At 60.9% G+C, this 25725-nt stretch carries 22 protein-coding genes and 2 pseudogenes; 7 read left to right on the top strand and 17 right to left on the bottom strand.

Going from position 1 to position 25725, the window contains the following annotated elements; all coding sequences use genetic code 11:
- Positions 1-15 precede the first annotated feature (15 nt).
- Genes KZX66_RS19505 through KZX66_RS19515 form a run of 3 tightly spaced genes read left to right on the top strand, consistent with a single transcriptional unit; the run spans position 16 to position 2785 of the window.
- On the top strand, positions 16-1026 hold the full coding sequence (locus tag KZX66_RS19505; protein WP_248082325.1) for an ABC transporter substrate-binding protein: 1011 nt from the start codon (positions 16-18) through the stop codon (positions 1024-1026).
- Positions 1023-2027, top strand: a complete 1005-nt coding sequence (locus KZX66_RS19510; RefSeq protein ID WP_248082327.1) for an iron ABC transporter permease — start codon at positions 1023-1025, stop codon at positions 2025-2027. Before KZX66_RS19505 ends, KZX66_RS19510 begins: the two co-directional genes overlap by 4 nt.
- Positions 2024-2785 carry an ABC transporter ATP-binding protein gene (locus KZX66_RS19515; RefSeq protein WP_248082329.1) on the top strand — a complete coding sequence of 254 codons (762 nt, stop codon included), beginning with the start codon at positions 2024-2026 and terminating at the stop codon, positions 2783-2785. The genes KZX66_RS19510 and KZX66_RS19515 overlap by 4 nt, the downstream gene beginning before the upstream one ends.
- A gap of 64 nt (positions 2786-2849) precedes the next feature.
- Here KZX66_RS19515 and KZX66_RS19520 read toward each other — a convergent pair whose 3' ends face one another.
- The 4 genes from KZX66_RS19520 to KZX66_RS19535 form a co-directional block, all read right to left on the bottom strand.
- Entirely contained in the window at positions 2850-3335 is a 486-nt protein-coding gene (locus KZX66_RS19520; protein ID WP_248082331.1) for a GNAT family N-acetyltransferase, read from the bottom strand.
- A complete protein-coding gene (locus KZX66_RS19525; RefSeq protein WP_248082332.1) occupies positions 3332-3871 on the bottom strand; it encodes a hypothetical protein in 540 nt (179 codons plus the stop codon). The genes KZX66_RS19520 and KZX66_RS19525 overlap by 4 nt, the downstream gene beginning before the upstream one ends.
- Positions 3872-4082: 211 nt before the next feature.
- Complete coding sequence (locus tag KZX66_RS19530; protein WP_248082334.1) at positions 4083-5009, bottom strand: alpha/beta hydrolase; 927 nt, start codon at positions 5007-5009, stop codon at positions 4083-4085.
- A complete protein-coding gene (locus tag KZX66_RS19535) occupies positions 5009-5449 on the bottom strand; it encodes a TspO/MBR family protein (RefSeq protein WP_248082336.1) in 441 nt (146 codons plus the stop codon). Before KZX66_RS19535 ends, KZX66_RS19530 begins: the two co-directional genes overlap by 1 nt.
- 167 nt (positions 5450-5616) lie before the next feature.
- Here KZX66_RS19535 and chrA point away from each other — a divergent pair, with 167 nt between their 5' ends.
- Positions 5617-6816, top strand: coding sequence for a chromate efflux transporter (chrA, locus tag KZX66_RS19540; RefSeq protein ID WP_248082337.1), 1200 nt, complete (start codon positions 5617-5619; stop codon positions 6814-6816).
- Here the strand turns inward: chrA and KZX66_RS19545 are convergent.
- The 4 genes and pseudogenes from KZX66_RS19545 to KZX66_RS19560 all read right to left on the bottom strand — a co-directional run.
- Positions 6796-7128: pseudogene (locus KZX66_RS19545) on the bottom strand (nucleotidyltransferase family protein); the annotation flags it as partial. The gene chrA and the pseudogene KZX66_RS19545 overlap by 21 nt on opposite strands.
- Before the next feature lie 26 nt (positions 7129-7154).
- Positions 7155-7388: a hypothetical protein gene (locus tag KZX66_RS19550; RefSeq protein ID WP_248082340.1), complete on the bottom strand. Its 234-nt coding sequence runs from the start codon at positions 7386-7388 to the stop codon at positions 7155-7157.
- 226 nt (positions 7389-7614) lie between these two features.
- A pseudogene (locus tag KZX66_RS19555) lies at positions 7615-7707 on the bottom strand (LysR family transcriptional regulator); the annotation flags it as partial.
- A 44-nt stretch (positions 7708-7751) separates the two neighbouring features.
- The gene (locus KZX66_RS19560; protein WP_248082342.1) at positions 7752-8714 is read right to left on the bottom strand and encodes an alpha/beta hydrolase; all 963 of its coding nucleotides are present in this window, start codon (positions 8712-8714) and stop codon (positions 7752-7754) included.
- Between the two features lie 169 nt (positions 8715-8883).
- On the opposite strand from KZX66_RS19560, the gene KZX66_RS19565 reads away from it, so the two are divergent.
- From KZX66_RS19565 to KZX66_RS19575, 3 genes are all read left to right on the top strand, one after another.
- Positions 8884-9774: a LysR family transcriptional regulator gene (locus KZX66_RS19565; RefSeq protein ID WP_248082344.1), complete on the top strand. Its 891-nt coding sequence runs from the start codon at positions 8884-8886 to the stop codon at positions 9772-9774.
- Positions 9775-9878: 104 nt separating this feature from the next.
- Positions 9879-10376 carry a hypothetical protein gene (locus tag KZX66_RS19570; RefSeq protein WP_248082346.1) on the top strand — a complete coding sequence of 166 codons (498 nt, stop codon included), beginning with the start codon at positions 9879-9881 and terminating at the stop codon, positions 10374-10376.
- Positions 10377-10464: 88 nt separating this feature from the next.
- Positions 10465-10791 (top strand): phosphotyrosine protein phosphatase, encoded by a 327-nt coding sequence (locus KZX66_RS19575; RefSeq protein ID WP_248082348.1) that lies wholly within the window; start codon positions 10465-10467, stop codon positions 10789-10791.
- A 61-nt stretch (positions 10792-10852) separates the two neighbouring features.
- Here KZX66_RS19575 and pelG read toward each other — a convergent pair whose 3' ends face one another.
- The 9 genes from pelG to KZX66_RS19620 form a co-directional block, all read right to left on the bottom strand.
- Positions 10853-12223 carry an exopolysaccharide Pel transporter PelG gene (gene pelG, locus KZX66_RS19580; protein ID WP_248082349.1) on the bottom strand — a complete coding sequence of 457 codons (1371 nt, stop codon included), beginning with the start codon at positions 12221-12223 and terminating at the stop codon, positions 10853-10855.
- Positions 12223-13737, bottom strand: a complete 1515-nt coding sequence (pelF, locus tag KZX66_RS19585) for a GT4 family glycosyltransferase PelF (protein WP_248082351.1) — start codon at positions 13735-13737, stop codon at positions 12223-12225. The genes pelG and pelF overlap by 1 nt, the downstream gene beginning before the upstream one ends.
- Entirely contained in the window at positions 13730-14722 is a 993-nt protein-coding gene (locus KZX66_RS19590; protein WP_248082353.1) for a HEAT repeat domain-containing protein, read from the bottom strand. The genes pelF and KZX66_RS19590 overlap by 8 nt, the downstream gene beginning before the upstream one ends.
- Positions 14700-16067 (bottom strand): PelD GGDEF domain-containing protein, encoded by a 1368-nt coding sequence (locus tag KZX66_RS19595; protein ID WP_248082355.1) that lies wholly within the window; start codon positions 16065-16067, stop codon positions 14700-14702. The genes KZX66_RS19590 and KZX66_RS19595 overlap by 23 nt, the downstream gene beginning before the upstream one ends.
- A gap of 5 nt (positions 16068-16072) precedes the next feature.
- On the bottom strand, positions 16073-16591 hold the full coding sequence (locus tag KZX66_RS19600) for a penicillin-binding protein activator LpoB (protein ID WP_248082357.1): 519 nt from the start codon (positions 16589-16591) through the stop codon (positions 16073-16075).
- 27 nt (positions 16592-16618) lie between these two features.
- Positions 16619-20227 carry a tetratricopeptide repeat protein gene (locus KZX66_RS19605; protein ID WP_248082359.1) on the bottom strand — a complete coding sequence of 1203 codons (3609 nt, stop codon included), beginning with the start codon at positions 20225-20227 and terminating at the stop codon, positions 16619-16621.
- Positions 20205-23018, bottom strand: a complete 2814-nt coding sequence (locus KZX66_RS19610; RefSeq protein WP_248082361.1) for a bifunctional glycoside hydrolase 114/ polysaccharide deacetylase family protein — start codon at positions 23016-23018, stop codon at positions 20205-20207. Before KZX66_RS19610 ends, KZX66_RS19605 begins: the two co-directional genes overlap by 23 nt.
- A gap of 63 nt (positions 23019-23081) precedes the next feature.
- A complete protein-coding gene (locus tag KZX66_RS19615; RefSeq protein ID WP_248082369.1) occupies positions 23082-24014 on the bottom strand; it encodes an NAD-dependent epimerase/dehydratase family protein in 933 nt (310 codons plus the stop codon).
- A 990-nt stretch (positions 24015-25004) separates the two neighbouring features.
- Positions 25005-25499: a demethoxyubiquinone hydroxylase family protein gene (locus tag KZX66_RS19620; RefSeq protein ID WP_248082371.1), complete on the bottom strand. Its 495-nt coding sequence runs from the start codon at positions 25497-25499 to the stop codon at positions 25005-25007.
- Positions 25500-25725 lie beyond the last annotated feature (226 nt).

Here is a 25725-nt window from a genome sequence, read left to right on the forward strand (position 1 = left end):
AACGGAGATCGCCCCATGCTGCCACGCGTTATTGCCCTGATCACTGGCCTGGCTTTCTGTGCCCTGGCCCAGGCGGCACCCACTGCTTACCCGCTGACGGTAGAAAACTGCGGCAGCACCCTGACCTTCGGGCAGGCCCCCGCGCGCAGCGTGACCATCGGCCAGGCCGCCACCGAAATGCTCTACGCCCTGGGCGTGGGTAATACCGTGGTTGGCACCTCTCTGTGGTTCAACAGCGTACTGCCGCAGTTCAAGGCGCAGAACGATGGCATCGAGCGCCTGGCCAACAACGAGCCGAGCTTTGAAGCGGTGATCGCCAAGCGCCCGCAATTGGTGGCTGCCGAACTGGAATGGGTGGTGGGCCCGCAAGGCGTGGTGGGTACGCGCGAGCAATTCCACGAGTTGAAGATCCCCACCTACCTGCTGCCCTCCGACTGCGAAAACAAAGACAACCTGGTGGGCGCCGACGGCACGCGACTGGAGCCGTTTCGCATCGACACGCTCTACAAAAGCATCAGCCAACTGGCGCAGATTTTCGACGTACAGGATCGCGGCCAGCAGTTGAACGACGGGCTTAAGGCGCGCCTGGCCCACTCGGTGGCCACTGTGCAGAGCAAAGGCCTCAAGCACGCCAGTGCATTGGTATGGTTCTCCAGCGCCGAGATGGCCAGCGACCCGTACGTGGCCGGTCACAAAGGTGTCCCCGAGTTCATGCTCGAGACCCTCGGCCTGCATAACGTGGTGCAGTCCGATGAAGAATGGCCCGCCGTCGGCTGGGAAACCATCGCCAGGGCCAACCCGACCTTCCTGGTGATCGCCCGCATGGACCGGCGCCGCTACCCCGCCGACGATCATGAAAAGAAACTGGCCTTCCTGCGCAGCGACCCGGTCACGCGCAATATGGACGCGGTCAAACACAATCGCATCATCATCCTCGACGCCCTGGCGCTGCAGGCCAGCATCCGCACGTTCGACGGCCTTGAACAACTGGCGGGCGCCATCGACGGCTACGACCTGCCCCAATGACCCGCACGCTAATAGCCCTGGTCCTGCTGCTGGCCGCCGTACTCGCCGGCGTGGCCATCGGTGAAACCGCCATCGAACCGCAGGTGGTGCTCCAGGTGCTCGCCAATAAACTGTGGAACGCCGGCTACGCACTCGACCCGATTGACGAAGGCGTGGTGTGGAACTATCGCCTGACCCGCGCGCTGGTCGCCGCTGCCTGCGGGGCGGGGTTGGCCACCTGCGGGGTGATTTTGCAGTCGTTGCTGCGTAACCCGTTGGCCGACCCGTACCTGCTGGGCATCAGCGCCGGCGCTTCGACCGGCGCGGTGCTGGTGGCGTTGATGGGCGTAGGCGGCGGGCTGATCTCGCTGTCGGCCGGCGCCTTTGTCGGCGCCATGGCAGCGTTTGCGCTGGTGATTCTGCTGGCGCGGGCCAGCGGTTCCGTGAGCGGCACCGGGCAGATCATCCTGGCGGGCATCGCCGGCTCGCAGTTGTTCAATGCACTTACCGCGTTCCTCATCACCAAATCCGCCAGTTCCGAACAAGCGCGCGGCATCATGTTCTGGCTGCTGGGCAACCTCAGTGGTGTGCGCTGGCCGTCGGTGTGGCTGGCGGTGCCGGTGGCGGTCGCCGGGTTGGCGGTGTGCCTGTGGCACCGGCGCGCGCTGGATGCGTTCACGTTCGGCAGCGACTCGGCGGCGTCCCTGGGCATCCCGGTGCGCCGCGTGCAATTTGTGCTGGTGGGCTGCGCCGCGCTGGTCACCGCGGTGATGGTGTCGATTGTCGGCTCCATCGGTTTTGTCGGCCTGGTGATCCCCCACGCCGTGCGCCTGCTGCTGGGCACCGGGCATTCGCGCTTGCTGCCGGCCAGCGCCTTGGGTGGCGCGCTGTTTCTGATCGCGGCGGATGTGCTGTCGCGCACGCTGATCAAGGGCCAGGTGATCCCCGTGGGTGTGGTCACGGCGCTGGTCGGCGCGCCAGTGTTCGCGCTGATATTGGTCGGTCGGAGGAACGCGCGATGAGCGTGCTCAGTTGCACAGGCCTGGGCTTCAAGGTGCGCGAGGCCGAGCTGCTGCGCGATATTCAGTTGGACGTTCAGTCAGGCGAAACCCTCGGCATCGTTGGCCCCAACGGCTCCGGCAAGTCCACCCTGCTCAAACTGCTGGCGGGCCTGCGCAAGCCAGCCAGCGGCGAGGTGCGCTTGGGCGGCCAACGCCTGGACGACCTCTCCCGCCGCACCATTGCCCAGCAACTGGCGGTGGTGGAGCAACAGGCCGACACCGACGACGCCATCCGCGTGTTTGACGCCGTGGCGCTGGGCCGTACCCCCTGGCTGTCGGCGCTGAGCCCGTGGTCCGGCGACGACGAACGCATCGTGCGCCAGGCCCTGCACGACGTGGACGCCACACACCTGAGCAGCCGCGCCTGGCGCAGCCTCTCGGGCGGCGAACGTCAACGCGTGCACATCGCCCGCGCCTTGGCGCAGCGACCGCAAATTCTGTTGCTGGACGAGCCGACCAACCATCTGGATATCCAGCATCAACTGTCGATCTTGAAGGGCGTGCAAGCGTTACCGGTGACGACGCTGATTGCGCTGCACGACCTTAACCAGGCGCTGACCTGTGATCGCTTGGCCGTACTTGATCACGGGCGGTTAGTGGCGCTGGGCGCGCCACTGGACGTGCTCACGCCACAGCGCTTGCAGGACACCTTCGGGGTGCAGGGGCATTACCTGACGGACCCGTTTGACGGGGCACAGATATTGCGGATGCGCTCCTAGGGCCAGGTCAGATGGCGCTTTGTGTGAGCAGGCTTACCCCAACAACCCCCTGCATGCCAAAGACCTATAGATACCGCTGCATATGCGTCGTGCGCCAAACCGGATCCGCCTCGACATCCACCACGGCAAAGCCCTGACGCGCCCAAAAATCAATCGCCCCAGGCAGAAAAGGATGGGTATGCAGGTACATCACCTCAACCCCCTGCCCCCGGGCCATCTCCTCCAGCGCACGGTACAACCGACCCGCCAGCCCGAAACGGCGAAAGGCTGGAAGCACGAACAGGCGCACCACTTCCACGGTCTTGCGGTGCTGGTAATCCAACTGCGGAAAACGCCCGTCGTAAGGTAAATAGCCGATCGCGGCGACGATTTGATCGCCATTGCGAGCGATCAGAAAGCGCCCATTGCCCTGCAGGTACGTGGTGTCGAAATGCGCCAGGTCCGCAGGCAGGCCGGTGGCGCTAAGCGCGGGGAACAGCTCGGCGCGGGCGTGCAGGACGAAGGTCAGTACCTCGGGGATATCAGCCGCGACAACAGGTTGAATGATCACTCCCGCAACTCACACACCGCACTGCCCTTCATCCCCGATGCATGCACGCTCACATGGCGTACGGTAAAGCCTGGCGCCTGGACGATCTTCTTTTCATCCCAGGTATCGCCGCTGGCGACCTGGTAACCGATAGCACCATCCGCCTGCCAGGTCAGGCGCAGCCTGTACACGCCGTTTTGATCGGGCACCTTGTGGAATGGACTGTCGATGATTGGCTTGGCCTTGTTGAAGGTGCGCAGGTTGAACACGCGCTGGTCGGTGCCGGGCGGCGAATAGCTGGACAGGAACAGCGTATCGTCCTCGGCCTGATCCTCGGCTGCGGCAAGGATCACCGAGGGCACCCACTTCTCGCCTCGGTTCTGGTTGTCGGTGGTGACCTTGCAGGTCAACTGGCCTTTGCCCGTGACGTTTTTGCGCAGCACGGTTTCGTAATGGCCGTACGGCACATCGAAGGTCAGGGTTTGTTCGGTGGCGGGGCTGCAAGCGCACAGCAGAGCCAGGGCGCAGAGGCTGAAGGCGCCTTGAAGATTTTTCACGTGCATTCCTTTGCTGGAGTGGAGGACGAAAGGTTACGCGGCCCAACATGCATCTTCCAGTCTCTGGCGGACAAACTCGCCAGACCGCCGGGCGTTCGCCGACAGCCTGCGCGTTTCGCTCGAGGCGCCCAAGGCTGACATCGACTCCAGCCCTTGGCGGCAGAGCTCGTTCAACGCAGAGCGGGACCTGTACGCAACGCTGCGCAGACCGCTATGCCCGATGCCCACCGATGAACATCGTGATCCACCGCCGGCTGTACGCCAACACGGCGTCCGCCATCGCCACCGGAAAATGAATAAACCCGTGCGCCGACTCCGGCAGCAGATGCGCCTCTGCCTGGGGCCAGCGCGCGGCGATCAGCAGCGTGTCGTCTTTGAGCGGGTCCAACTCACCCACAAACATCAACGCCGGCGGCAGGCCGTCTAAGTCGCCGAACAAGGGCGATAACGGCGCTTGCCTGCGCTCGTCATCGCTCAAGCCTGGCGTGAGCATGCGCAGCGCGTCCACCATCCCCGGTCCGTCCAGCAACAAGGTGTCCGGCCCGGCGGTGCGCACACTCGGCGTGCCAGTCAAATCGTAAACGCCGTAGTACAACACCGCGCCGGCGACGCGCGCGAGCAACTCGGGCCATTGCTTGAGCGTCAGCAAGGTCGCCGCGGCCAGGTGCCCACCCGCCGACTCCCCCACGAAGAATACCGGCAGGCCGGCAAACTCCTCGGCACCCAGCAGCCAGCGCGCCGCCGCCAGGCAATCTTCCAGCAGCCCTTCAATCGGCGTGTCCACCGCCAGCCGATAATCCACCGACACCACCGCCACATCGCACGCGTTGACCATGCCCAGGTTCAGGTCGTCATCCATCTGCGCATTGCCGATCACCCAGCCGCCGCCATGGATATCCAGCACCACGCCCCTGGGCTTGCCAGCGGGCCGCAGAATGCGCACCGGCACACCGTTCACGACGCGGCTTTGCGCCGCAGCTGCACGCTTGACCTTCTGGCTGACGCGCAGCAGCGCCTGGATCAGACGCGGCGTCACCCGGTTGCGAATTTTAAAGCGCGGCAGCCAGGCGAGCGTTTGATTGAAGCGGCGCATCTGGGCCAGTTCCGGCTCGCTGGCCGGCCAGGGTTGATAGGCCATCAGCGGTTATTACGCAGAATCGAGAAATTCAGCGCCGCCGCGACGCACAGCCAGGTCAGGTAAGGGAACAACATCAAGCCGGTGATCAGGTCCAGGCGCACGGCCAACACCACCATGGCCGCCACCGTGATCCACAGCAATACGATGATCACCATCCCGGCTAGCAGCCGATGAGCGCCGAAGAACACCGGGGTCCACAGCGTATTCAAGGCGATCTGCGCAGCCCACAGCGCCAGCACCATTTGGCTGCCGGGGATCAGGCTGAGGCGGTAACCGGCCCAGGCCAGCAGCAGGTAGATGATCGTCCACGCGACCGGGAACAACCAATTGGGCGGCGTGAAGCTGGGTTTGACCAAGGATTCATACCAGGCACCGGGCTTGAAGATAACCCCGGTGCTGGCGGCGGCGGCGCAGGCGAGCAGGAAGATAAAAAAAGTCATGGTCGGTCCTTGAAAGGGTGTGAAGAGAAAGCAGCGCGTTGCTTGAGTGACACAAACCACCGTGCATAAATTCAATCCATGCCGCAAAAATGCCACGCTGCGCGTCATGAAAATTGAGTATGGTTTGCGAAATATAGACGATCACACTGGGAATCCCGACCGTGCCCATGCCCCATCGCCCTGACAGCCCCCTGTCGGTTTTCCTTATCTTCCTGCGCCTGGGCCTCACCTCCTTCGGAGGGCCTATAGCGCACTTGGGCTACTTTCGCGCCGAGTTCGTCACCCGGCGCCGCTGGTTGAGCGAACGCAGCTACGCAGACTTGGTCGCTTTGTGCCAGTTCTTGCCCGGCCCGGCCAGCAGCCAGGTGGGTATCGCGCTGGGCCTGCAACGGGCGGGCTACGGCGGCGCGCTGGCGGCATGGGCCGGATTTACCTTGCCGTCCGCCCTGCTGTTGATAGTGCTGGCTCTGGGCCTCGCCCAGCACAGCGAGGCTCTGCCGAGCGGCGTGTTGCATGGCCTTAAAGTGGTCGCCGTGGCCGTGGTCGCCCAAGCGGTGTGGGGCATGGCGCGCAACCTGTGCCGGGGCGTGGTGCGGGTGACGCTGATGGTGATCGCCGCCGTGTTGGCGCTGCTGACCGCCTCCGCCTGGGGCCAAGTGGGCGTAATCGCCGCCGCCGGGGTGGCCGGTCTGCTGCTGTTCACGCCCACGCCGAACACCGAGCACGAAGCGCTGCCCATGCCGATCCGCCGTCGCACCGGCGCGCTGTGGTTAGGGTTATTTGCACTGTTATTGGTGACGTTGCCGCTGCTGGCCGAAACGCTGCACAACCAAAGCCTGGCGCTGGTGGATGCGTTCTACCGCAGCGGCGCGCTGGTGTTCGGTGGCGGCCACGTGGTGCTGCCGCTGCTGCAAGCTGAAGTGGTCGCGCCGCACTGGATCAGCAAAGACCTGTTTCTCGCCGGTTACGGCGCCGCGCAAGCCGTGCCCGGCCCGTTGTTCACCTTCGCCGCCTTCCTCGGCGCCGCTATGTACGCGGCCCCGAATGGCTGGCTGGGCGGTCTGATCTGTCTGCTGGCGATCTTCGCGCCATCGTTTCTGCTGGTGTTCGGCGCCTTGCCGTTCTGGGAAGCCCTGCGCCGCAGCCCACGTGCCCAAGCCGCGCTGGCGGGGGTGAATGCGGGCGTGGTGGGGTTGCTACTGGCGGCGCTGTACCGACCGGTCATCACCAGCGCGATATTCAGCACCTATGACATCGGCCTGGCACTGCTCGCTCTGGTGGCGCTGATGGTCTGGAAGTTGCCGCCGTGGCTGGTGGTGCTCGCCAGCGGCGGCTTGGGCTGGTTATTAAGCGTGACCGTCGGTTGAGCCCGGCGCCACAATCCTCAACCAAGGCCAGCGCGCCTGATAGCTGCCGGCCTTCTGCGCAAACAACACCGGCTCCGGGTGCCGTGGGTTGATACGCAACACCCCCTGCTCCACATCCGTCAACCCGTAAGGCGCATACACCTCGCCGGTGGCGATCTCCAAGCCGATGCAGGTCCCCGCCACCAAATACCGGTCCACCCCCTGCCTCGCCGAATGCAACTGAGGGTAAGGCCGGCCAAACCGCTGCGCGTACCAAAGGTGTACCCGCGCCTGGTTCTTAACCTCCACGTTAACCCCCAGGTCCTGGAACAAGCGAAACGCCCCGCACCGGCTGCGTATCAGCCCTTCAACTCCGCAGCCCGATGACTCGCCGCGTCATCATAAGCCACGTACAACGATTCAGCGATCTGGCTCTTGATGGCCTTGGTGGACTCCAACCCCAACACAAACCCCTCGGCCTTGCCGCCTGCGCGGTTGAGTTCTTCATGAGTGGCCGCGCCGGTGATGGCATCCAGCAGCTTGGCGGCATGAGGGCCGACGCCCTTGGGCAGGCTGATTTGGTCGATGGACATGGGCGATACCTTTGCAAAAGAGAGATCGGTAGCGCGTGGAACCACTGCCGGGGGTGGCATGGTAGACGGTTCTGGGTAACAGGGGGTGTTTTCCGGCCGCCGTGCGGGTACGTCCGGTGCCTGGCCTGACGACATGATCCGGGCGCACCCGCCGCCGGATAAGTCTTAATGAGTGAGGCGATTGATTGCCGCGATTGTCGGGCTTGCATTATTGCAGTACGAAAAAGACGTCTCGAAAAGCGGGTTTGAGCCGGGCGTATAAACGTTGTCCCGCTTCAGTCCACGCCACGCTACGGGTTGTGCGATTAAAAAGCCGCACAGACGGCGAGCCCACGGCCCGCCGCTGCAGACGTGCGACGGGACTTATTTTTGCGGCACGACATTCCGGTCGAGGAAACGGTGGATTTCGCCACTGATCTCGTTCAAGTGTGTTTCCAGTGCGAAGTGCCCGGTGTCATAGAAATGTACTTCAGCTTTGGGAATATCACGCTTGAATGCGTTCGCGCCTGCCGGGAGAAAAAACGGATCGTTCTTTCCCCAGACGGCCAACATCGGCGGCTGGTATTTGCGGAAATATGCCTGGAACTCGGGGTAGCGCTTCACGTTGGTGGCATAGTCCCCGAACAGGTCCAGCTGAATTTCATCGTTACCTGGTCGCGACACGAACGCGTAATCCAAGGTGTAAGTTTCCGGCGCGATACTGTCAGGGTCCGCTACGCCATGAGTGTATTGCCACTTGATTGATTCTGGTTTGAGCAGCTCGCGCAATGCGTTGCGGTTCTCGGCAGTTGGCGCCGTCCAGTAACGTTGAATCGGGTTCCAGCCCTCGCTGAGGCCTTCAACGTAAGCATTCCCGTTTTGGCTGATGATTGCGGTGATTCTATCGGGGTGTGCGACGGCCATCCGCCAGCCTACAGGCGCACCATAGTCGAAAACTTGAAGCGCGTAGCGCTTAAGCGCAAGCGCTTCAGTAAACCCGTCCATGGTTTTGGCAATGTTGTCGAACGTGTATGAGTACTTCGCCCGATCAGGGCTGTCCGAGAATCCAAAACCCGGGAAGTCAGGGGCAATCACGTGGTAACGGTCCGCCAGCTTCGACATCAAGTCGCGATACATGAAGGATGAGGTAGGGAACCCATGAAGCAACACGATGGTTGGCGCCGAAGGGTCGCCCGCTTCCCGATAGAAGATGCGGACCCCTTTTACCTCGACAAAATGGTGTTGGACGTCGCTTGCCCTTTGATGGCTAATGTCCGCCGCTTCGACGCCTGCGCTGACAAGCGCTGCACTAAGGGCCGTTGCCGCTAATAAACTTTTAATGCTCATGCAAACTCCTTGGACACTGAATGAAAAAGATAAGTGGTCTATCAGGCGGTGAGTTCATGGCTTGTCGAGCGTCAGGCGCACCCACTTGATAGGGCTATATTGCCTGTTTCAATAAGCCCGCATAATCTGAGAATATCGGTAACCTATCTACCAAATATTGGAACATTCCATGGACAGATTTGAGGCAATGAAGCTGCTCGTGGCTGCGATTGATGCTGGCAGCCTGACGGCGGCCGGCCGGCTAGCCGACATCCCTCTTCCCACCATCAGCAGGAAAATTTCTGACCTGGAGATGCTGATAGGCAGCCGCTTATTGATTCGAACCACGCGCAGGCTCTCGTTGACCGATGCAGGGGTGGCTTATGTGGCTGCGGCGCGCCGAATACTGGAGCAGTTGGAGGTGGCCGAACGCGAAGCTGCCGGAGAATTCATTGCCCCCAAAGGCGAGCTGGTCCTGACCGCGCCAATCATGTTCGGTCGGCTGCACGTGCTGCCGATCGTCAACGCGTTTTTAGCGGAGTTTTCCGAAATCAACATTCGGCTCTTGCTTTCAGATCGCAACGCGCACCTCGTTGACGACCACGTGGACATGGCAGTACGCATCGGAACACTCGCTGACAGCGGCATGATCGCCACTCAGGTGGGGGCCATGAGAACCGTAATGTGCGCGAGTCCCAGGCTGCTGGAAGCGTATGGAAGACCTGAATGTCCCGCAGATCTGCAGCACTTGCCAACCGTGCGACTTGACGCCCCTATGCCTTTTCAACACTCAAAACATGGCGTGGCGGAATCGACGAGGCGGATTACCCCGCGCTTATCGGTGACGACCGCTGAAGCCGCAGCGCAGGCCGCCATTGATGGCGTTGGAGTCGTTCAGTTATTGCACTATCAAGTCGCGGAAGCGGTCAGCAAGGGACTGCTGGAGATTGTGCTGGATAAATTTGAGCCTTCGTCGGCGCCTATCAACCTGATCCACATGTCACCTGGGCACATGCCCCTGAAAATGAGGCGTTTTTTGGATTTTGCTGTTCCTCGGTTTCGTCAACGCCTGGATCAGTAAATTCAGCGATGGCGTGCGTGAACATTCAGATGGCATAAGACTTATATCGGGGATGTTGGCGCGAACACGCCGACGAAGCGGGCTCGAGGCCGAAAACTTCCAAGATGGCTGCAATCGCGGGAATTTGTGATTTTTTCACGAGAGGGTTAAGAACAAAATCAAAACACTGGACCATCGACCACGATTACGATAACCACCAAAGCCGATTTGCCCCCAATTTCCAGGAATTGTTCATGCCATTCATTATTACCTGCGTTGTGTCCCTGTTTTTTTGGACTGTTGTTTCAGCAATCACAGGCGCTGCGGAGCCTTGGGACCTGGCCAGTTACTGGACCCTCATCTATCCCGCCGCGCTCGTGTTGTCCGTGATCCTTGGGGCCGTTCTAAAAAGCTCACAGTGGTCCGCAGGCGCCATTGTAATGCTCTCTCAGATCCCCGTGGTTTTGGCGACTTCGGGTACATCCCCGTTGCTCGCGGCCGGTATCATCATTGCGGCCTTTCTCTCAATTCCGGCGATCGCGCTGTCATGGCTCGCCGGCAAATTGCGCTCAGGTAAGAAGTTCGTCCGCTGGAGTTCAAGCCAGAAAAAAATTGGAAACTGATGTATACCCGTGCAGCCAAACGGTACAGAGCACACCCACTCGGGATGAGCTATCGCACCTGCGCAACCCGCCAACTACTGGATCAAGAGTGACTAACCTCCTGTTCGTCTGTAGCCGTAACCAATGGCGTAGTCCTACTGCGCAAGCGATCTGGCGCCGTCGCCCCGGCTTTAATGCCCGTTCCGCAGGAACCAGTCCAAATGCACGTAAACCTATCAGCCCAGCGGACATTCGCTGGGCTGACGTGATCTTTGTCATGGAACGCAAACATCTTAATCGTCTTCAGGCTGAATACGCCCGTCTTCTGGAACACAAACGGCTCCACTCTCTCGATATTCCCGATGATTACCGCTACATGGATCCTGAACGGGTGGGCATGCTTGAAGACATTGTGACGTCCTACCTCACCACGTAGGTTCATGCCGGAACGACTGTTGCAGGCATGGTCGCGGATTTTCGTACGACTGAAACCGCGATCAACGCGACAACATGAACGTCTCGTACTCCAGATCCTCCAGCGCCGACGACAACCGCGCCAGTCCCAGCAGGACACACATCAGCAACGACAGCGTAAACCCATACCCGAAGAAGCTCGGGCCCAGGTGCATGCTGAGCAGGGTAAGGCCGGCGTTGAGCACTGCGAACAGGACGCACAGTTCCAGCACCACGCGGCGTTTGTCGAGATAGAAGAACACGTTGAGCAGCGCCATGAAGACGACCTGGATGCTCACGCCGATCAAGTCGATGTAGAACAGTGGCAGGTAGTAGCTGGAGATCCCCAGCCAGTCCAGCAGGCGTGGTGCGAAGAGGAACAGCAGCACCACGGTGAGGCCCTGGACTTTGCAGATTTCCAGCAGTCCCTGGCGGATGGACAAGGTCATTTCGGTCTTCAGGGAGCCGATGTGTTGCAGGGTTTCGCCGTCGCGAATGGCCCGGAACAGGCGGTCGTACCATTCGGCGAAGTCGGTTTCGATGCGCACCAGGAACACGGCCATGCCGGGGATGATCGCGAGGTAGGCAATGAAGATCGGCATGTCGTAGAGGATTGAGGCACGCAGTGGGCCGATGACGGCGTTGGAGGTGGCCGGATTGAACCAGAACATGATCTTGTCCACCCAGATGCCGAAGTTGTAGAAGAACCCGGTCACCAGCAGGCTCAGGAACACGTTGCGACGGTCGAGGAAGTCGAAAGCGATGAGCTTTTCAGCCTGGTATTCGCGCAGGATGTCGTAGAGGTACAGAAAAAGCAGCGTGCTGTGCCCGATCAACAGCGCCAGCAGCAGGCCTGGCATTTGCAGGAAGCTCAGCAGGTAGGCGCTGGCGACCATCAGCGAATAGCCCACCAGCATTACCAGCAGGATGCGGTTATATTTTTTCATCCCCGACAGAAAAATGATCACGATCCAGAGGTTGCACAGCACTACGAAGTTCGAGAGCACCAGCACGCGGTAGATCAGCGGCTGGTCGAACAGCACCGCCAGCAGGATGATGCCCAGTACACCGGCACCCGCGGTGACCAGCAACAATATGCCCAACAGGTTGGGCAGGATGTGCTCGTAGTTGCGCTGGAACAGTTGGTCGGACACAAACCGGGTAAAGAACAGTTGCAGGCCGCCCGTCAGGATCAACGAGCTGGCCATCAGGTACGTGACCGTCACCAGAAACTGCCCGACCAGCGAGTTGGGCAACATTAAGCCCAGGCTGATGATGCCCACCAGCATGACGCTGATGATCGACAGCACCCACGGCCCGGAGCTGATCAACCCGGCATAGACGTAGGCATGCAGGGTGGCGGTGTAAGAGTCGCGCGAGAGGATCTTGCGCAGTTCAAAGCCAATACCGGCCATTAGCTGTTCTCCATGGCTGCCTGGTACAGGTCGCGGTAGCGCTGCAGCATCAGGGCTTCGGTGTAATAACGGTTGACCCGCGCCAGGCCGCTGGCCTGCGCGGCTTGCCAGCGTTCGGGGCTGCGCAGCAGTTCCAGGATGGCGGCGGAGGTGGCCTGTGGGTCGGCGATCGCGACAACCTTGCCCGCCATGCCGAGGTCTCGGTCTTCGGCGCTGCCGCCTTCGATCAGTTCGCGGCACGAACCCACGTCGCTGCTGACCACCGGCGTGCCGGCGGCCCAGGCTTCAAGGATGACCAAGGGTTGCGCCTCACTGATTGAGGTCAACACCATCAGGCCAAGCTGGGGCAGGATATCCTGGATGCGCTGGAAGCCGAGGAAGTGCACTTTGCCTTCCAGGCCCAGGCTGGCCATGAGGCTGCGGCATTCGCTGACGTACTCCGGGTCTTCTTCTTCAGGCCCGACGATCCAGCCTTCGACCTCAGGCATGGCGCTGATCACACCGCGCATGGCCCGAAGGAAGGTTTTCACGTCCTTGATCGGCACCACACGCCCGATCAGGCCCACCCGCGGAGCAATGCCTGGCGCGCGTGTTTCAAGCACGCGGTTCCACTGCGACAGGTCGATGCCGTTGGCAATCAGTTGCGTGCGCGCAGATTCGGCGCCGTCCTTGATCTGGCGCTGACGGTTGCCGTCATACAGGGCAATGATGTTGTCGGCGCTGTTGTAGGCCAGTTGGCCAATTCGCTCGAAGTAGCGCACCCACAGCGTACGGATGTAACCCGAGCCGCCGTCGAGGCTGCGGTTCAGCGCCTGGCCGGAGGCCTCGGCGATCCACGAGGCCTGGGCCAGGTCGATCTTGCGTTCTTTGGTATAGATGCCGTGCTCGCTGAGCACATAGGCGCAGTTCCAGCGTTGCTTGAGAATGCAGCCCAACAGCCCGGCGTAACCGGTGGAAATCGAATGCAGCACTCGTGCCTGCGGCATCTTGCGCGAGGCCTCGGCCAGCATCAGCAAAGGCGACTGCAGTGAGCGCAAGGTCCAGAAATAATTGACGAAGGACGGGTCGGCGCAATGCTGGCGATAACCTTCGCTGAGCGTCTCCCAACTGGCGCGACTGCGCACGACGTCGTCGAGGGTCATGTCGCCGCTGGCGATGTAATCGAGCAGCTTCTCACCCAACTCACGCTCAGGCGGGTCCGGGTGATGTAAGAAGCGATACAAGTCGGCCAACTGCTGTGGGTTAGCTTCTCGCGGCGCGCCACGCAGGTGGGTGGGATGAGTCGCGTCCTCCAGGAACACTTCTTCGATGTGCAGCACGTTGACCGGCACTTCGTAACGGCGTTTCTCATACGCCGAGCGCTGGCCGCCAATGAACATCACCGAAAAGGTCAGCTCCGGCAGGCCGAGGATCATTTGGTGAATCCAGCTCGAAACGCCGCCGCGCACGTAAGGCCAGGTGCCTTCGAGCAGCAGGCAGATATCTGCAACCGGTGCTTCTTGCTTGTTACTCATTCCAGCTCCTCACCAACTCAGCGAACGGTGGCCGCTGGCGGGTTTCCTCGGGAAGGCTGGCGAGCAACCCGGGGATTTCGTGATAACGACCGGCCTCGAACGCCAGCTCTGCGCGAAATGGCAAGACCTGGGCCGAGCCCATGCCGTTTTCTTCCGCCAGGCGCAGAAGTGATTCGGCGCGCTCGTTCTCGCCGCGCTCCAGTGCAATACGGCCAGCCAGTAGAAACAACTCGCCGCCCTCGCCCGCCGCCAGGCCCTGCTCGGCATGCTCGCTGGCCTGGTTGAGGACGTGCTCCAGCACGCTGCCTTGCGCTAGACCGAGGTAGGCCAGTTCCCAATACCAGCGCGCCAACATACTGTGGACCGGACCTGCAGTGCGCGAACTGACATCCACCAGTTGCTCAAGGGCCATCTGGATGTGCAGGTTGATGTCGCTTTCCTGCTTGTCGAGCATCGAGTAAGCGAGCAGGCGTACGTCATCGCTGGGGTCGCCAAGCGCCAACTTGAGAATGGGCACCGCGTCCTTGCCGGGCATCCGTCGCGTGGCCAACAAGGCCGACAAACGCTGGTCCGGATCGGGCGCGTGGCGCAACACATCCTGTAAGCCGCCATCCGCGAAAACCGGCTTGTGCAACTGCGTCTGCGCGCGGTACGGCAAGCTTGGAATGCCAACGGCCTGCCAGGCTTGTCTGTCGCGTTTGCGCGGCAAGTACAGAGCCGGGAAGATCGCGGCCATCACACCCAGGGTGCCGATGAGCGGAACAAAGAACGCCAGGCTGAAGATGAACAGCGGGCTCCAGGGCAAGGGCTTGCGGTAGCGGGCTGGCAGCAACAGCCACACGGCCGCGCACAGCATCAGGCAGGCGAAGCCATGGCTGAAGGTGAAGACCAGCAATTGGTCGATTTGAGGCGCGTCGAGCCACAAGCTCGCCAAGCTGCCCGACTCTAACACCAAGGCTCCGCTAAACAGCCACTTGCTGATCATTCAGGCCACACTCGTTGTAAAGGAAATTACGCAGCCCGTTTCGGTCACAGCCAGGCTCCAGATTGAAAGGCATAATCCGGACGCCCAGGCTCTGGAAGTCGCTGTCGATACCAAAATGCTCGTGCAGCAACAGGCTGATACGGGCCAGGTAGCCCTCTGTGCCTTGCGGACTGGTCAACGGCAACAGCACCAGCAGCAGCGCGTGATCGCGGTTGTTGCGCACCGGCAAGTGCAGGTCCAGGCCGCGCTGGCTGCGTTCCATCAGGCGCGTCAGCTCGTCATTGGGGCGCGTCATCTCAAACGCGAACAACCCGGCCGGCAATGTGTGCTGCTCGATGTCCACCAGCGAGCGCTTGAGTTGCAGTGTGAACTGCTGGGCGTCGGCGTTCGGCAGTTGCAGCACTTGCGGGTCGCGGCGCAGCAGGTCGGCGATGTGGCCGGCCAGCAGCGACAACAGGCTCAGGGTGCGGTCCTGGAACGCAAAGAACGGCATTTGCCGAACCGCCAGGATGGCCAACAGGCGCCCTTCGGCGTCGATCAACGGGATGCACGCTTGCAGCGAAGAAAACTGCGACGAGTTGCCGGAATCAATCAACTCCTGGCGCACGCTGACCAGCTCACCGCGCTCAAGGCACAGCTTGATCAGCTCATCTGAAGCGTCCAACGGCCCCATCACACCGATCATCGCCAGGGCTTGAGGCAGTATGTTTTTTTCACTGTCGTCGACGCGGTACAAACCGGCCACGCGCAAGGCGCCGTACTGACCGAGCATCGCCACGATGGGCTCGGCCAACTCGCCCAGTGCATCGCCTTCGACCGGCATGCCGCGCAGTTTGTCCCGCAGGCCCAGCAAGGAGCTGCGCAGGCTCTGGTCGCTGCCCGCCATACGCTGTTCGAGCAGGTCATGGGAGACCCGCAGAATCTGGTGCGCGCGGGTGAACTCGTCGAGACGGTACTGACGGTATTCATTGGCCATTTGCAGACGTTCCAGACGGCGCGTCCACAGGTCACGCACTTCACCGACCAGCATCCCGCACACCAGCACGCCGACGATAAACGACGGATCAATCTGCGTATAACCTTCGTGTCCGCTGCTGCGCAGCGCAAACAGCACCGCCACCACCAGTACCGCGCTGAACAACCCGCGCACAAAACCGTAACGTACCCCTGACAGCAGCGGCGCCAGGATCGGCCAAGGGAAACCGGCATGCATCTGCAACGGGTCTTCAGGCGTCAGCCAGAAGCCGAGACCGATCGCCAGACCGGTCACCAGTATCGTTTCCAGCCAAGACACCGGCCCGCTGGCTCGCGGTGCCAGGCTGTAATCCATGTGTGGAGAATTCATTGCGTTCACTCGAACCGAAGGGCGCCAACAAGTTTGTCGATGACTGTTTGAGCATTGCCCGCCAGGCTTTCACGGGACCAGCCGGCGCGGGCGCCACTTTTGCTCCACAGCACACGGCCGCTGCTGGCTTCCAGCACGCGCAGGCTGATGCCCACCGCCGGCTCGCCGTCCAGGCCGTTCTTGTACTGCCACTCTTCAACGCTGCCCGCGACCACGTAATCGAGTTTCTGCTCACGGGCCCAATCGAGGGCACCGGCCAGACGCTCATTGTCGTCCATCAAGGCTTGTTCGCCCTGGGTGGTGACAGGGTAAACCCGTGGTTGCAGACCATGGCTGCTGAGCACACTGAGCAGGATCTGCTCGCTGCGCTCACCGGCTTGCGGGGTCTGCGAATAGTTGACCATCGGCATGATGCCCCACTGCGCATTGCGCGGCAGGTTCGGGCTGGTCTCACTGGTGAAGCTTGAGCAGCCGGCAACGAACAGGACTGTCAGAGCCAGGCTCAGGTTACGAATTACTTGCATAGGTTTTCTCCCGTAGAGATTCTGTAATCAGCGCCCGAAACGCACGCCGTAGCTCATGCCCAGTGTTCCGCCGGATTTGCCATCCCCGCCTTGTGGCGCAGATTGGTACCCGACGGTCAGGGCCAGTTCGTCGTCACCCAGCACTTCAAAGCCGATGCCGGTGTTCATGCCGTAGTTAAAGGTTTGGTCTGTCCACTGCCAGCCTGCCGTCACGTCCACCAGCCAGGTGTATTGCGGCTTGGTGCGCACCAGCGCGCCAGGGATGCCGCGACGCCAGGTGGTACCGACGTAGAGTTGGCCGTAGCGGCTTTGCAGCAGGTTGTCGGCGGTGACCGGGTCTACATCAAGAGGATCTGGCAGCCCCGTATCGACCTCTATGGACTGAGGCGTGACCCTGACGGCACCGCCGTTGCGGCTGGACAGGTACTCCAGCTCCCGATCCTTCACGTTGTTTTTCTGATAATCCGCACCGCCGCGCACCGTCCAGTTAGGCCCGGCGAATTCCAGCGTGTGGTTAAGCTCCACCTTCAGCGCATGCCCGGTACCCAGCGAGTCGCCGGCACGGGTAGAGAACGAGCGCTGCGCCACTTCCCAGCTCAACTGGTCCCGCGCGGTCAGGCCATGACGCCCGCCGACCCAGGCACGGTCCTGCTGGCCGAAGGCGCGCATCAAGCCGCTGTCGTCACTCTTGCGATGCCAGTCCAGGCCGGTCTCGAGTTGATGGCGGGTACCCAGTTGCCACATGCGCGACAGCCCCAGGCCGTTGCGATCGTCGTCCTTACGCTGGCTGGTGTCGGCGAACACCTTCCAGCTGCCGTTTTCCACCGAACGAATCAAGGTCAGGGCTGCGTTGCTCTCGTCACCGATCCTCGATGAAATAATGTCGTCGCCCTTATAGTTGCCGTGCTCCATTTCGAGATCGGCGTACCAGTTGTCACCCAGGTTGTGCGCGATTTCCAAACGCGGCGCATCAAACGAGAGACCACCGAAGTCCTGCTTCTGGTAGGACAGCAGCGCGCCTTGCGGGGTGCTTTCGTGGATCTCCACGGCTTGACGGCGCAGTTGCTCGCGCACCGACTCCGGTTGCTCGTCACCCAGTGCGGTCAGGCTGGTATCCAGCGCTTCGTTGTCGCGACCCAACCGGCTGAGTGCCTGCGCACGTTGCGCAGGGTTCAAGTCGCTGCTGGCCAACAGGGTTTCAACCTGAGCCTTGTTGCGGCTGCGCAGGGCTTCCTGAATCTGCTCGTAACGGTCGACCTTGAGGCCTTGGCCACGCGCCCATTCCAGCCATTGGTCTTTCTGCGACTCCTGATTGGTCGCATCCAGCCGTGCCAGCAGGCGCTCGAACCACATCTGCTTCATCGACGGCGAACCGTCTTTCCACTTCAATAGTTCCTGCTGCGCCTTGCGTGGCGAGTAGCTGCTGGACATCAATCGCAACCAGATTGCGTAGCGCGGGGACGAAGGTTGCAGCCCTTCAGCCTCGGGATGGCGCAGCAGTTTCAAGCGCAGCCGTTGCGCTGCGTCCTGGTAGCCGGCGGTGTCCAGTGCATCGGCGTAGGCCGCCTGCACCAGCCAGTCGTTCGGGGTTAGCTTGAGGTACATGCGGTACCACGCCAACGCCTCGGTATCGCGACTCAGCAATTGACTGGCGCTGGCAAACGGCAGCCAGAGCAGGCGGTCTTCACGCGCATAGGCGCGCCATTTGGACAGCAGTGGCTTGAGTTTCTCGGTGTTGCCCTGGTCGACATACAGCCAGATCATGCGCTCGCGGAACAGGTTGTCATTGGGGTAGCGCGACAGGCCCAGCAGGTACAAACGCTCGGCTTCGGCGGTGTCGCCCTGCTCAATCGCCAATGCACCCCGCACGGCCAGGACCTGCGCTTGCTCGTAGGCCTCCGGGTACTGTTTAGCGTCTTCGAGCAATGCGACCACTTGGTCCCACTCCTGCAATTCCTGGGCGAGCTGCAAGGCCTCGACCAAGCGTTGCGGGTCTTGGGCGCGTTTCCAACTGGCGACCATCAGGGCCAGGGCGCGCTGTGGGTCACGGGTGCGGTAAAGGGTGATCAGCTGACTTTCGTCACCACTGACCAGCTTGCCGTTGATGGCGAGCAGGCGCTCCAGCGAAACGCGCAAGTCGTCATCACGCTCCAAATCCCAGGCCAAGCTGGCGCGTGCGTGCCAGTACTCCGGGTCCTTGATCGACGGATCGTCCAACTTCACGACGTCCCATGCAGCCTGCTCGTCGAACAGCTTCATCTCGGTGCCGACCCAGTCCACCCGCTCGGCCGAGGTCAGGGTGAAGCGTTGGGCGTAGTCGTTGTAAACCTTGCTTCTTGCGGCGAACTGCCCGGTGTTGTCCACATTTTGCAGCAAGCGCGTCCACGCCAGGCGGTGCCCTGGGTATTTGCGCAGGTAGGTGCGCAACCAGGCCTCGGCCTCGGCAGGCGTGCCGCGCGATTCGTGGCCGTAGATCAATGCGTCCAGCTCGATATCAGTGAGCGCGCGCTGTTGCATGATCTCGGCAAGCAGCGGGATTGAACGGTCGAAATCGAACTGCTGGCTGGCCAGGCGCCAGGCGTGCTCGCGGGTTTTCGGGTCTTCCTTCAGCTTGAGCACGCGAATCCAATAACCCAAGGCTGCTGCGTTATCGCCGCGCCACTCACCGAGCAGCGCCATTTGCTCGAGCAGTTCAATGTCGTCCGGATAATCGACCGTCAATTGCTGACCGGTTTCCCAGGCGCCTGCCAGGTCGTTGATGGCCAGGCGCACGTGGAATTCTTTCAGCGCAATTTTCGGGTTGTCCGGCTGCACCTCGCGCCACTGCTTGAGTACGCGTTGCGCCAAGTCAAAGTGTTTGGTTGCCACCGCCACGTCGACGCCCTGCTCCAGCCAGGCCACATCGGTCTGGGGGTTCGTCAGTTGGGGCAATTCGTCGGACAGCACCTGCGCGGCCTGTTCATCGCGACCCGCCGACAGCAGGCTGTCGAACGCCAATTGCGCATAGTCACGGCGCTCTGCCGGCTGCTGGGTGTCGCGCCTGAGTTGCAGGTAAATATCTGCAGCAAGCTCCGGTTTGCCACTGGCCATGTACCACTGCGCGGCCGATTTGAGTGCCTCGGCACGCTGTGCCGGATCGCGCGCGGCGATTTCTTCGTACACCCCGGCGGCGAACTCGGGCGCCTGTAAAGCCAGCGCCCGCGCCGCCAGGTTTTGCAACTGAGGCATGGGCAGCTTGTGATAATCGAAGCTCCCCAGACGCTCGACCAGCGCCTGCTGCGCAATCAGGTCGTCGCTGCTGGTGGCAACCAGCGCGTCCAGTTCAAGGCGATAGTAAGCCTGGGTTTCAGGCTGCGGCTTGGGCCACGCATCCAGGTGCTGGCGCGCTTTGGTGTAGTCACCGAGGCGGATCAACAGATCGACCAGTTGCAGGCGCAAGTGATCGTCGTCCGGGTGCGCCGTGAGCAGCAGCTCGGCATAGTTGGCCGATACTGCATCAGGCTGGCGACCGTCGGGTTGGAACACTTCTTCGCGCTGGAAGGTCGCCCACAACAGGCCACCCACTGCGACTGTCACTACCGCCAATGCCCAAGGATTGAGCAGGCGGCTGCTTTTAGTTGCAGAGGAGCTGACCATTACTCACCTGCTTCATAGGTAATTGAAACGTCCAAAGGCCGGCCGAAGCCTTGCCCGCAAATTGTTGCCCATCCACTTCAACGCGGCAGGCCGTGGCCGAGCGTACGGAGAAGGTCAGGTCGAACTGGCCGGCGAACGCAAAGCTCACGCGGCGCTCATCCAGGTAACGCCAGTCCAGCAAGGGCAAATTGGCTTCTTCCAACGCCGGTCTTGGGTCTCGATCCGGGCGCAGCACCAGCAAGGCCTTGTCACTGCTCAGGGCCACGTAGCGCCCTTGCGGTAAATCGCGCACACCAGCGATGCCCTGCGATTGCAACAGATCCGGCCAGCCCATTTGGGCGTCCAGGCGCACGGTGCGCAGTGCATCCATCCCGCGAATCTGCCAGGCGCCATCGGCCGTGCGCGCCAGGCTTGCTTGATACAGGCCGTGCAGGCGGTCGAGGTAGTCGCTCATCCACAACGACATTGGCTGCTGCTCGCGCATGTAGCCGTAGATCTCGTGCATGGCCTTGATCGAAGCCTGCTTGGTGCTGGAGTAGAAGTGGTAATACAGGTGCAGACCCCGCAGACGGCGCGGGCTGTCGGTGAGCTGGAACGTCTCGATCAACTCGCGGAATCCGTAATACGGCCCCTTCCACAAGTTGGTGTACAGGTTCTCGTTGATGATCGGTGCGTAGTACTGCAAGCCGCCCGCGGTCGGGCGCAGCAACGGGTTAAGTCCGGTCAGCGACGGATTGGCCTTGGTCATGATGGTTTCGGCACCGTTGACATTCTTCAGGCCCGCGTCATACGCCAATTTGATAGTGCTTGCCGATGGCAGCGCGTCACCTGGCCAGAACACCAATTTCACTGGCTTCTGCGGGGTGGTCAGGTTCTGGTTGATATAGTCGCGCGAGCCGAATATTTCGCGACGAAAATCAATTTTGTCGTAGCCGAGCACCTTCATGTTCATGCCGTATTCCGGGTTGAAGTTCTCGCGCTTCTTGGCTTTATCCGGCTGCATGAAAAATGGGTGGCTGTAGGTATGCGTAGCAACTTCGACTTTAGGGTTGGCAAAGATCTCGCGCGCAATCGGCTCCAGTTCCCGGGCCAGGAAGGGGAACGAGCCGCGCGGTGAAATCTCGGCTTCGATGATCGACACCGACGTCAGGAACGGGTTGGGCTTGATGTAGTCGTCCAGCGTGTGGCGCCCAGCATAGGGCGTACCACGCACTTCGGCCCGGGAAGGAAAGCCATCACCATCAATGTGCACGGTCGCAATGCGACGGCCATTTTCGGTGGTGCTGTCCGGCCGCGGCTGGCTTGGCAGGTGCAGGCTGGCCTGGAGAAACGCAAAGGGATCGAGGATCCAGCGGCTGCGCTCGTTGTTGGTTTCAAGCAGATAGGGAGCAAGTGCCAAGCCACCCCATTTGCCGACCACCACCGGCGTGAACACTTCACCGCCAGCCCCCTTCAACGACAGTGCGGCTGTTGGGCCATTGGGCATGACTGAAACGGCGGTGAGGTCGCGCGAGCGTGGCACCACCGGCGCTTCAAATGCCCCTACCAGGGTTTTGTCCTGGTGAGTAACCGTCACCACCTGCGTGGCGGGCGGCGCATCACGCTTGAGGCCAAGGCGCTTGAGCAGCAGCTTGTCTTCAACCGGCAACCCACTGAAAAACGCCACAGGCACCTGTTCGTTCAGGCGCGCATTGATGAAGCGATTATACGCAGCCGGGTCCTGCGGCGGACCGCTGGTCATCCAATTGACGACGCCGGCATACAAGCCACTAAAGCTGTACAGCGGAAGATTGCTGTCGGCTGGAAAATAATCGACGCGATAGCCCAGATATTCCAGCAAGCCGCCAAGATCGCTATGACCGGCAGCATCTTCCAGCGCGCCTTCGCGCGGGTCGAAGATCAGCGCGATACGGCGTGGCTGAACCTCGATGCTGCTGATGCCCAGGCTATTGAGGTCAGGCGTGCTGATATACGGAATGTAGCCTTCTTCGCGCAGACGCTTTGCCAGCTTGCGCGCTTCTTCACGGCGCTCCGGCGGCAAATAGTCGATCGCCACCAGCGGGATGCCTTTGGCGCGCAACGGTTTCAAATGCGTTTCAAGCCATTCTCGGTCGGACTCCGACACCGGACGATAACGTTTGGCGGAGGCATCCCAGCCCGCGTGGATCGACTCGACTGCCACAGCGACGGCAACTCCATCCAGCTCGGGCAATACCTCGAAACCGCGATTGAAGAACAACTTCAAAGTTGGCTGACGCTTGTGCAATTCACGCAGCAGGTTGACCAGGCCCACGTGCTGAGCTTCACGCTGGGCTGGGGGCAAGAGTTGGAAACTGTCGAGGGTATCGAGAAACACACCGCCATAACCTTGCGCTTGCAGGGCTTTGGCGCGAGCAAACAAATGCTCACGCCAAGCTGGCGAAGTGAGGTCCATGACCTGGCTGTCCCAGGCATCGTTACGCACTGGGGAACCCGCGTTGCTCAAGCCGGCTTTTTCGAGCTCCGCCTTATTGCCGTCGAATTCGCCCACGGACAAATAAGCAAAGGGTTCGCTGCCCAGCGTGCGCAGAGTTTTGACATCGGCGGGCGTCATGTGGCCGGGCTCGACCACCGCCCAATCGAACTGCGCCAGCTCCGCAAGGGGCGGCTGCTCGGCATACCAGAAAGCCACGCTGGCCGGCTGTGGCGACGTCGCGGCCTGCGCAGTCGACCCGCCAACGAACAACGCAAAAGCGGCCAGCAGCCGCTCGGCTATTGCGCGGACGCGCGTCCGGCGAAAAACGATTTCCATAATGCACTCTTGAAATGACTGAGACTGGGAGGGCGTTGAGGTCGAACAGGTGATACCGGCGCGTTACAAACTGCGAAGTAGCTGTGCCAACCCCTGGCCCACGGACGTCGGTTCCGAGAGCACATAGCGTTGCAGCAAGCGCGTGTTATTCGCACGGGAATGACGAATATCGCCCTGGCGCTGCGCCTGGTGCGTCACGGTCAGAGCAGTACCGGTCGCGCCGCCCAGTTCGGTGATCAGGTCGTTCAAACTCGTCGCGCGGCTGAACCCGACATTGACAGCGCCAGGCGCCGCTTCGCTGGTCTCTACGGCCTGCACGAGAATGTTCACCAGATCTTTCACGTAGACGAAATCGCGCGTCTGCCCACCGTCACCGAATACGGTAATCGGCTGCTTGGCGATTGCCCGCTGGCTGAAGATACTGATCACACCCGAGTACGGGGAGGACGGGTCCTGGCGTGGGCCAAAGATATTGAAGAAGCGAAAGATCACGGGCTCCAGGCCATGTTCGCGACGATAGAAGTCCAGGTAATACTCACTGGCCAGTTTGTCGCACGCGTAAGGCGTCAGGGGAGACTTGGCGATGTCTTCTTCAATGGCCGTGCCTTCGCCGTTATTGCCATAGACTGCGGCACTGGAAGCGAATACCACGCGCCTCACACCGGCCTTCAGCATCGCCTGGCAAACATTGAGCGTGCCGACAAAATTGCTTTGGTGAGTAGCGACAGGATCGTCTACCGACGCCTGCACGGAGGCCACTGCAGCCAAGTGAACCACAGCGTGGCAATCAAGCATGGCGTGCTCAACCACGGCGGTGTCTGCAACATCCCCCACAACGAGATCCAGAAGCGGATTCCCGATCGGCAAATTGCTCGTCTTGCCAGTCGACAGGTTATCCAGCACACGAATGCTGTAACCCCTGTCCAGCAAGGCATCGACCAAATGCGAGCCGATAAAGCCTGCACCACCGGTAATCAAAACTCGCTTAACTTCCATGAAGATTATTCCTGACGACTTAAGCGGAGGTTTCATGCATTCAGTCCGCTGATGGTGGCACGGGTATCGCCCTGCATAGCCTGAGAAATGCCTCAGCTCGCCGGGTCAAATGATGCCAATTTAGTAGCTTTAAGCCAGTAAAACGCGGCCGATAATGTTAGATCCGAAAGACACTGTCAACATTTCGTCTTTTTTGCCGAGGAACGGCACACATCGTTAAATTGCCGCCATTTAATTGACTTTAATTGGCGCATTTCGGCAGACAAATCTCCGCCGTCGATTGAGCGCAGTTGGCTGCCCCACGCTTATAAGGATCGCCACTGACCCAACACTGACTCAGTAGAGGTTGTTGTTCCTGTGGAGATCTGTGCGCGAAGAACTGTTGTTCTTGCGCTCGGTGTTGTCCCCACGCCGCCATCTGCACGAAAACGTACGGCAGGTTGCTATCGACTTTCAGCCGGGTCATATAAAGCGCCAACGCGCCAATCAGGTCTGACTCGATAGGGGCCTGACACTCGGAGAAATATCGCTCGGCCAGTCGGCTTCCCGTTTCGTCCGCCGTGCGAGGACTTCATAAGCCCGGATACCCGATTGGGTGGTGGACGGCCCTGTGAAATTCAGGGCAATGTCCAGAATTGCCGTGGCCAGCAACGCAGCACATTTTGCTGATCCGCGGCCATAGCTCGGCCGCTTACCGACGTTGAAAAATCAGAGTGGGCGCTGCGCCGATCGGTAGGATGTCTGCCGCAGATCCGAGCGTCTGCGCCTTGGTAATGCAACAAAACTCACAAAGCCCCCCCGGTGCTTGCTGACCGATCACGGCCACTTCGCCCGGCATCGTTTGCAGCGACGTTCAAACGATTTCCGGCTCTGTTGTACCGCGACTTAACCGGTGCCGTATTTGTGCTGTGTCTCCTGCAACGCGGTTTCAATCGAAAGAGTGCCCGGATCGTTCCGAGGGATTGAAACAACCCAGTTAAGGCCTGCTGCCTAAGAACGCATCCCCATCCAGATTACGGCCTCCGTCCATGCAGTCACCATCGGCGCCAACACTCTGAACCAGGGATCGCGCGCATCGATCTGCGAGGCTGAATGGTCATGGTGGTGTTGCTCCTCCGCCACAATCGAAGTAATGGCCGCTACCGCATGAGGATCGATGTTGGCCAGCACATCAAGTTGATGAGCCAGGTGCTTAAGCACCACGCTCTCAACCGCGACGGTGGTAGCGACAATGGCTTTGCGGCCACACATGCCAGTCATCAGACCCAACGCCAGACCGCCGATGCCACACAACCAATAACTACGGCAGCGGGGATAACTACGGCGTTGCAGTTCATCCTGGAAAACCGCCCGATGGCGACGCTCGTGGGCGAGGAACTCTTGGAGCTCATTGACCATGCCCGGGATGAAAAGCCGGGCCATAAACAGCTGTCCGCTATAGATGCAGATAGCTCCATGCTCGCCTGCATGGTCGACCTTCATCATGCGATTGCCCAGGTCGTCATTCTTAGCCGTGAGATGCGCTGAATTCACGTTGAGCTGCCTTGTTCGAGGAGCGTGGTCATCGGCCTGTCCTGACTGTCGAGCCGGCATCGTGCTTCAACAACAGACAAAGACGCAAGCGAGCTCAGAGCCAATCCTTATCGTCGATTTGGCAGATGCCAGGGAATCCGATTTTAAGCTTGCTGAAACGTTTCATCAGGTTTATAAA

Source organism: Pseudomonas sp. EYE_354 (assembly GCF_023148575.1).
Classification (GTDB): domain Bacteria; phylum Pseudomonadota; class Gammaproteobacteria; order Pseudomonadales; family Pseudomonadaceae; genus Aquipseudomonas.

Excerpts from the sequence above, each read along its gene's own strand:
- KZX66_RS19530 (WP_248082334.1), bottom strand. The coding sequence starts at position 5,009 with ATGGCCTATCAACCCTGGCCGGCCAGCGAGCCGGAACTGGCCCAGATG.
- KZX66_RS19615 (WP_248082369.1), bottom strand. The coding sequence starts at position 24,014 with ATGGAAGTTAAGCGAGTTTTGATTACCGGTGGTGCAGGCTTTATCGGC.
- pelF (WP_248082351.1), bottom strand. The coding sequence starts at position 13,737 with ATGAGTAACAAGCAAGAAGCACCGGTTGCAGATATCTGCCTGCTGCTC.
- chrA (WP_248082337.1), top strand. The coding sequence starts at position 5,617 with ATGCCCCATCGCCCTGACAGCCCCCTGTCGGTTTTCCTTATCTTCCTG.
- KZX66_RS19610 (WP_248082361.1), bottom strand. The coding sequence starts at position 23,018 with ATGGAAATCGTTTTTCGCCGGACGCGCGTCCGCGCAATAGCCGAGCGG.
- KZX66_RS19510 (WP_248082327.1), top strand. The coding sequence starts at position 1,023 with ATGACCCGCACGCTAATAGCCCTGGTCCTGCTGCTGGCCGCCGTACTC.
- KZX66_RS19595 (WP_248082355.1), bottom strand. The coding sequence starts at position 16,067 with ATGAATTCTCCACACATGGATTACAGCCTGGCACCGCGAGCCAGCGGG.
- KZX66_RS19560 (WP_248082342.1), bottom strand. The coding sequence starts at position 8,714 with ATGAGCATTAAAAGTTTATTAGCGGCAACGGCCCTTAGTGCAGCGCTT.
- KZX66_RS19570 (WP_248082346.1), top strand. The coding sequence starts at position 9,879 with ATGGCTGCAATCGCGGGAATTTGTGATTTTTTCACGAGAGGGTTAAGA.
- KZX66_RS19550 (WP_248082340.1), bottom strand. The coding sequence starts at position 7,388 with ATGTCCATCGACCAAATCAGCCTGCCCAAGGGCGTCGGCCCTCATGCC.
- pelG (WP_248082349.1), bottom strand. The coding sequence starts at position 12,223 with ATGGCCGGTATTGGCTTTGAACTGCGCAAGATCCTCTCGCGCGACTCT.
- KZX66_RS19605 (WP_248082359.1), bottom strand. The coding sequence starts at position 20,227 with ATGGTCAGCTCCTCTGCAACTAAAAGCAGCCGCCTGCTCAATCCTTGG.
- KZX66_RS19515 (WP_248082329.1), top strand. The coding sequence starts at position 2,024 with ATGAGCGTGCTCAGTTGCACAGGCCTGGGCTTCAAGGTGCGCGAGGCC.
- KZX66_RS19535 (WP_248082336.1), bottom strand. The coding sequence starts at position 5,449 with ATGACTTTTTTTATCTTCCTGCTCGCCTGCGCCGCCGCCGCCAGCACC.
- KZX66_RS19600 (WP_248082357.1), bottom strand. The coding sequence starts at position 16,591 with ATGCAAGTAATTCGTAACCTGAGCCTGGCTCTGACAGTCCTGTTCGTT.
- KZX66_RS19505 (WP_248082325.1), top strand. The coding sequence starts at position 16 with ATGCTGCCACGCGTTATTGCCCTGATCACTGGCCTGGCTTTCTGTGCC.
- KZX66_RS19590 (WP_248082353.1), bottom strand. The coding sequence starts at position 14,722 with ATGATCAGCAAGTGGCTGTTTAGCGGAGCCTTGGTGTTAGAGTCGGGC.
- KZX66_RS19565 (WP_248082344.1), top strand. The coding sequence starts at position 8,884 with ATGGACAGATTTGAGGCAATGAAGCTGCTCGTGGCTGCGATTGATGCT.
- KZX66_RS19620 (WP_248082371.1), bottom strand. The coding sequence starts at position 25,499 with ATGATGAAGGTCGACCATGCAGGCGAGCATGGAGCTATCTGCATCTAT.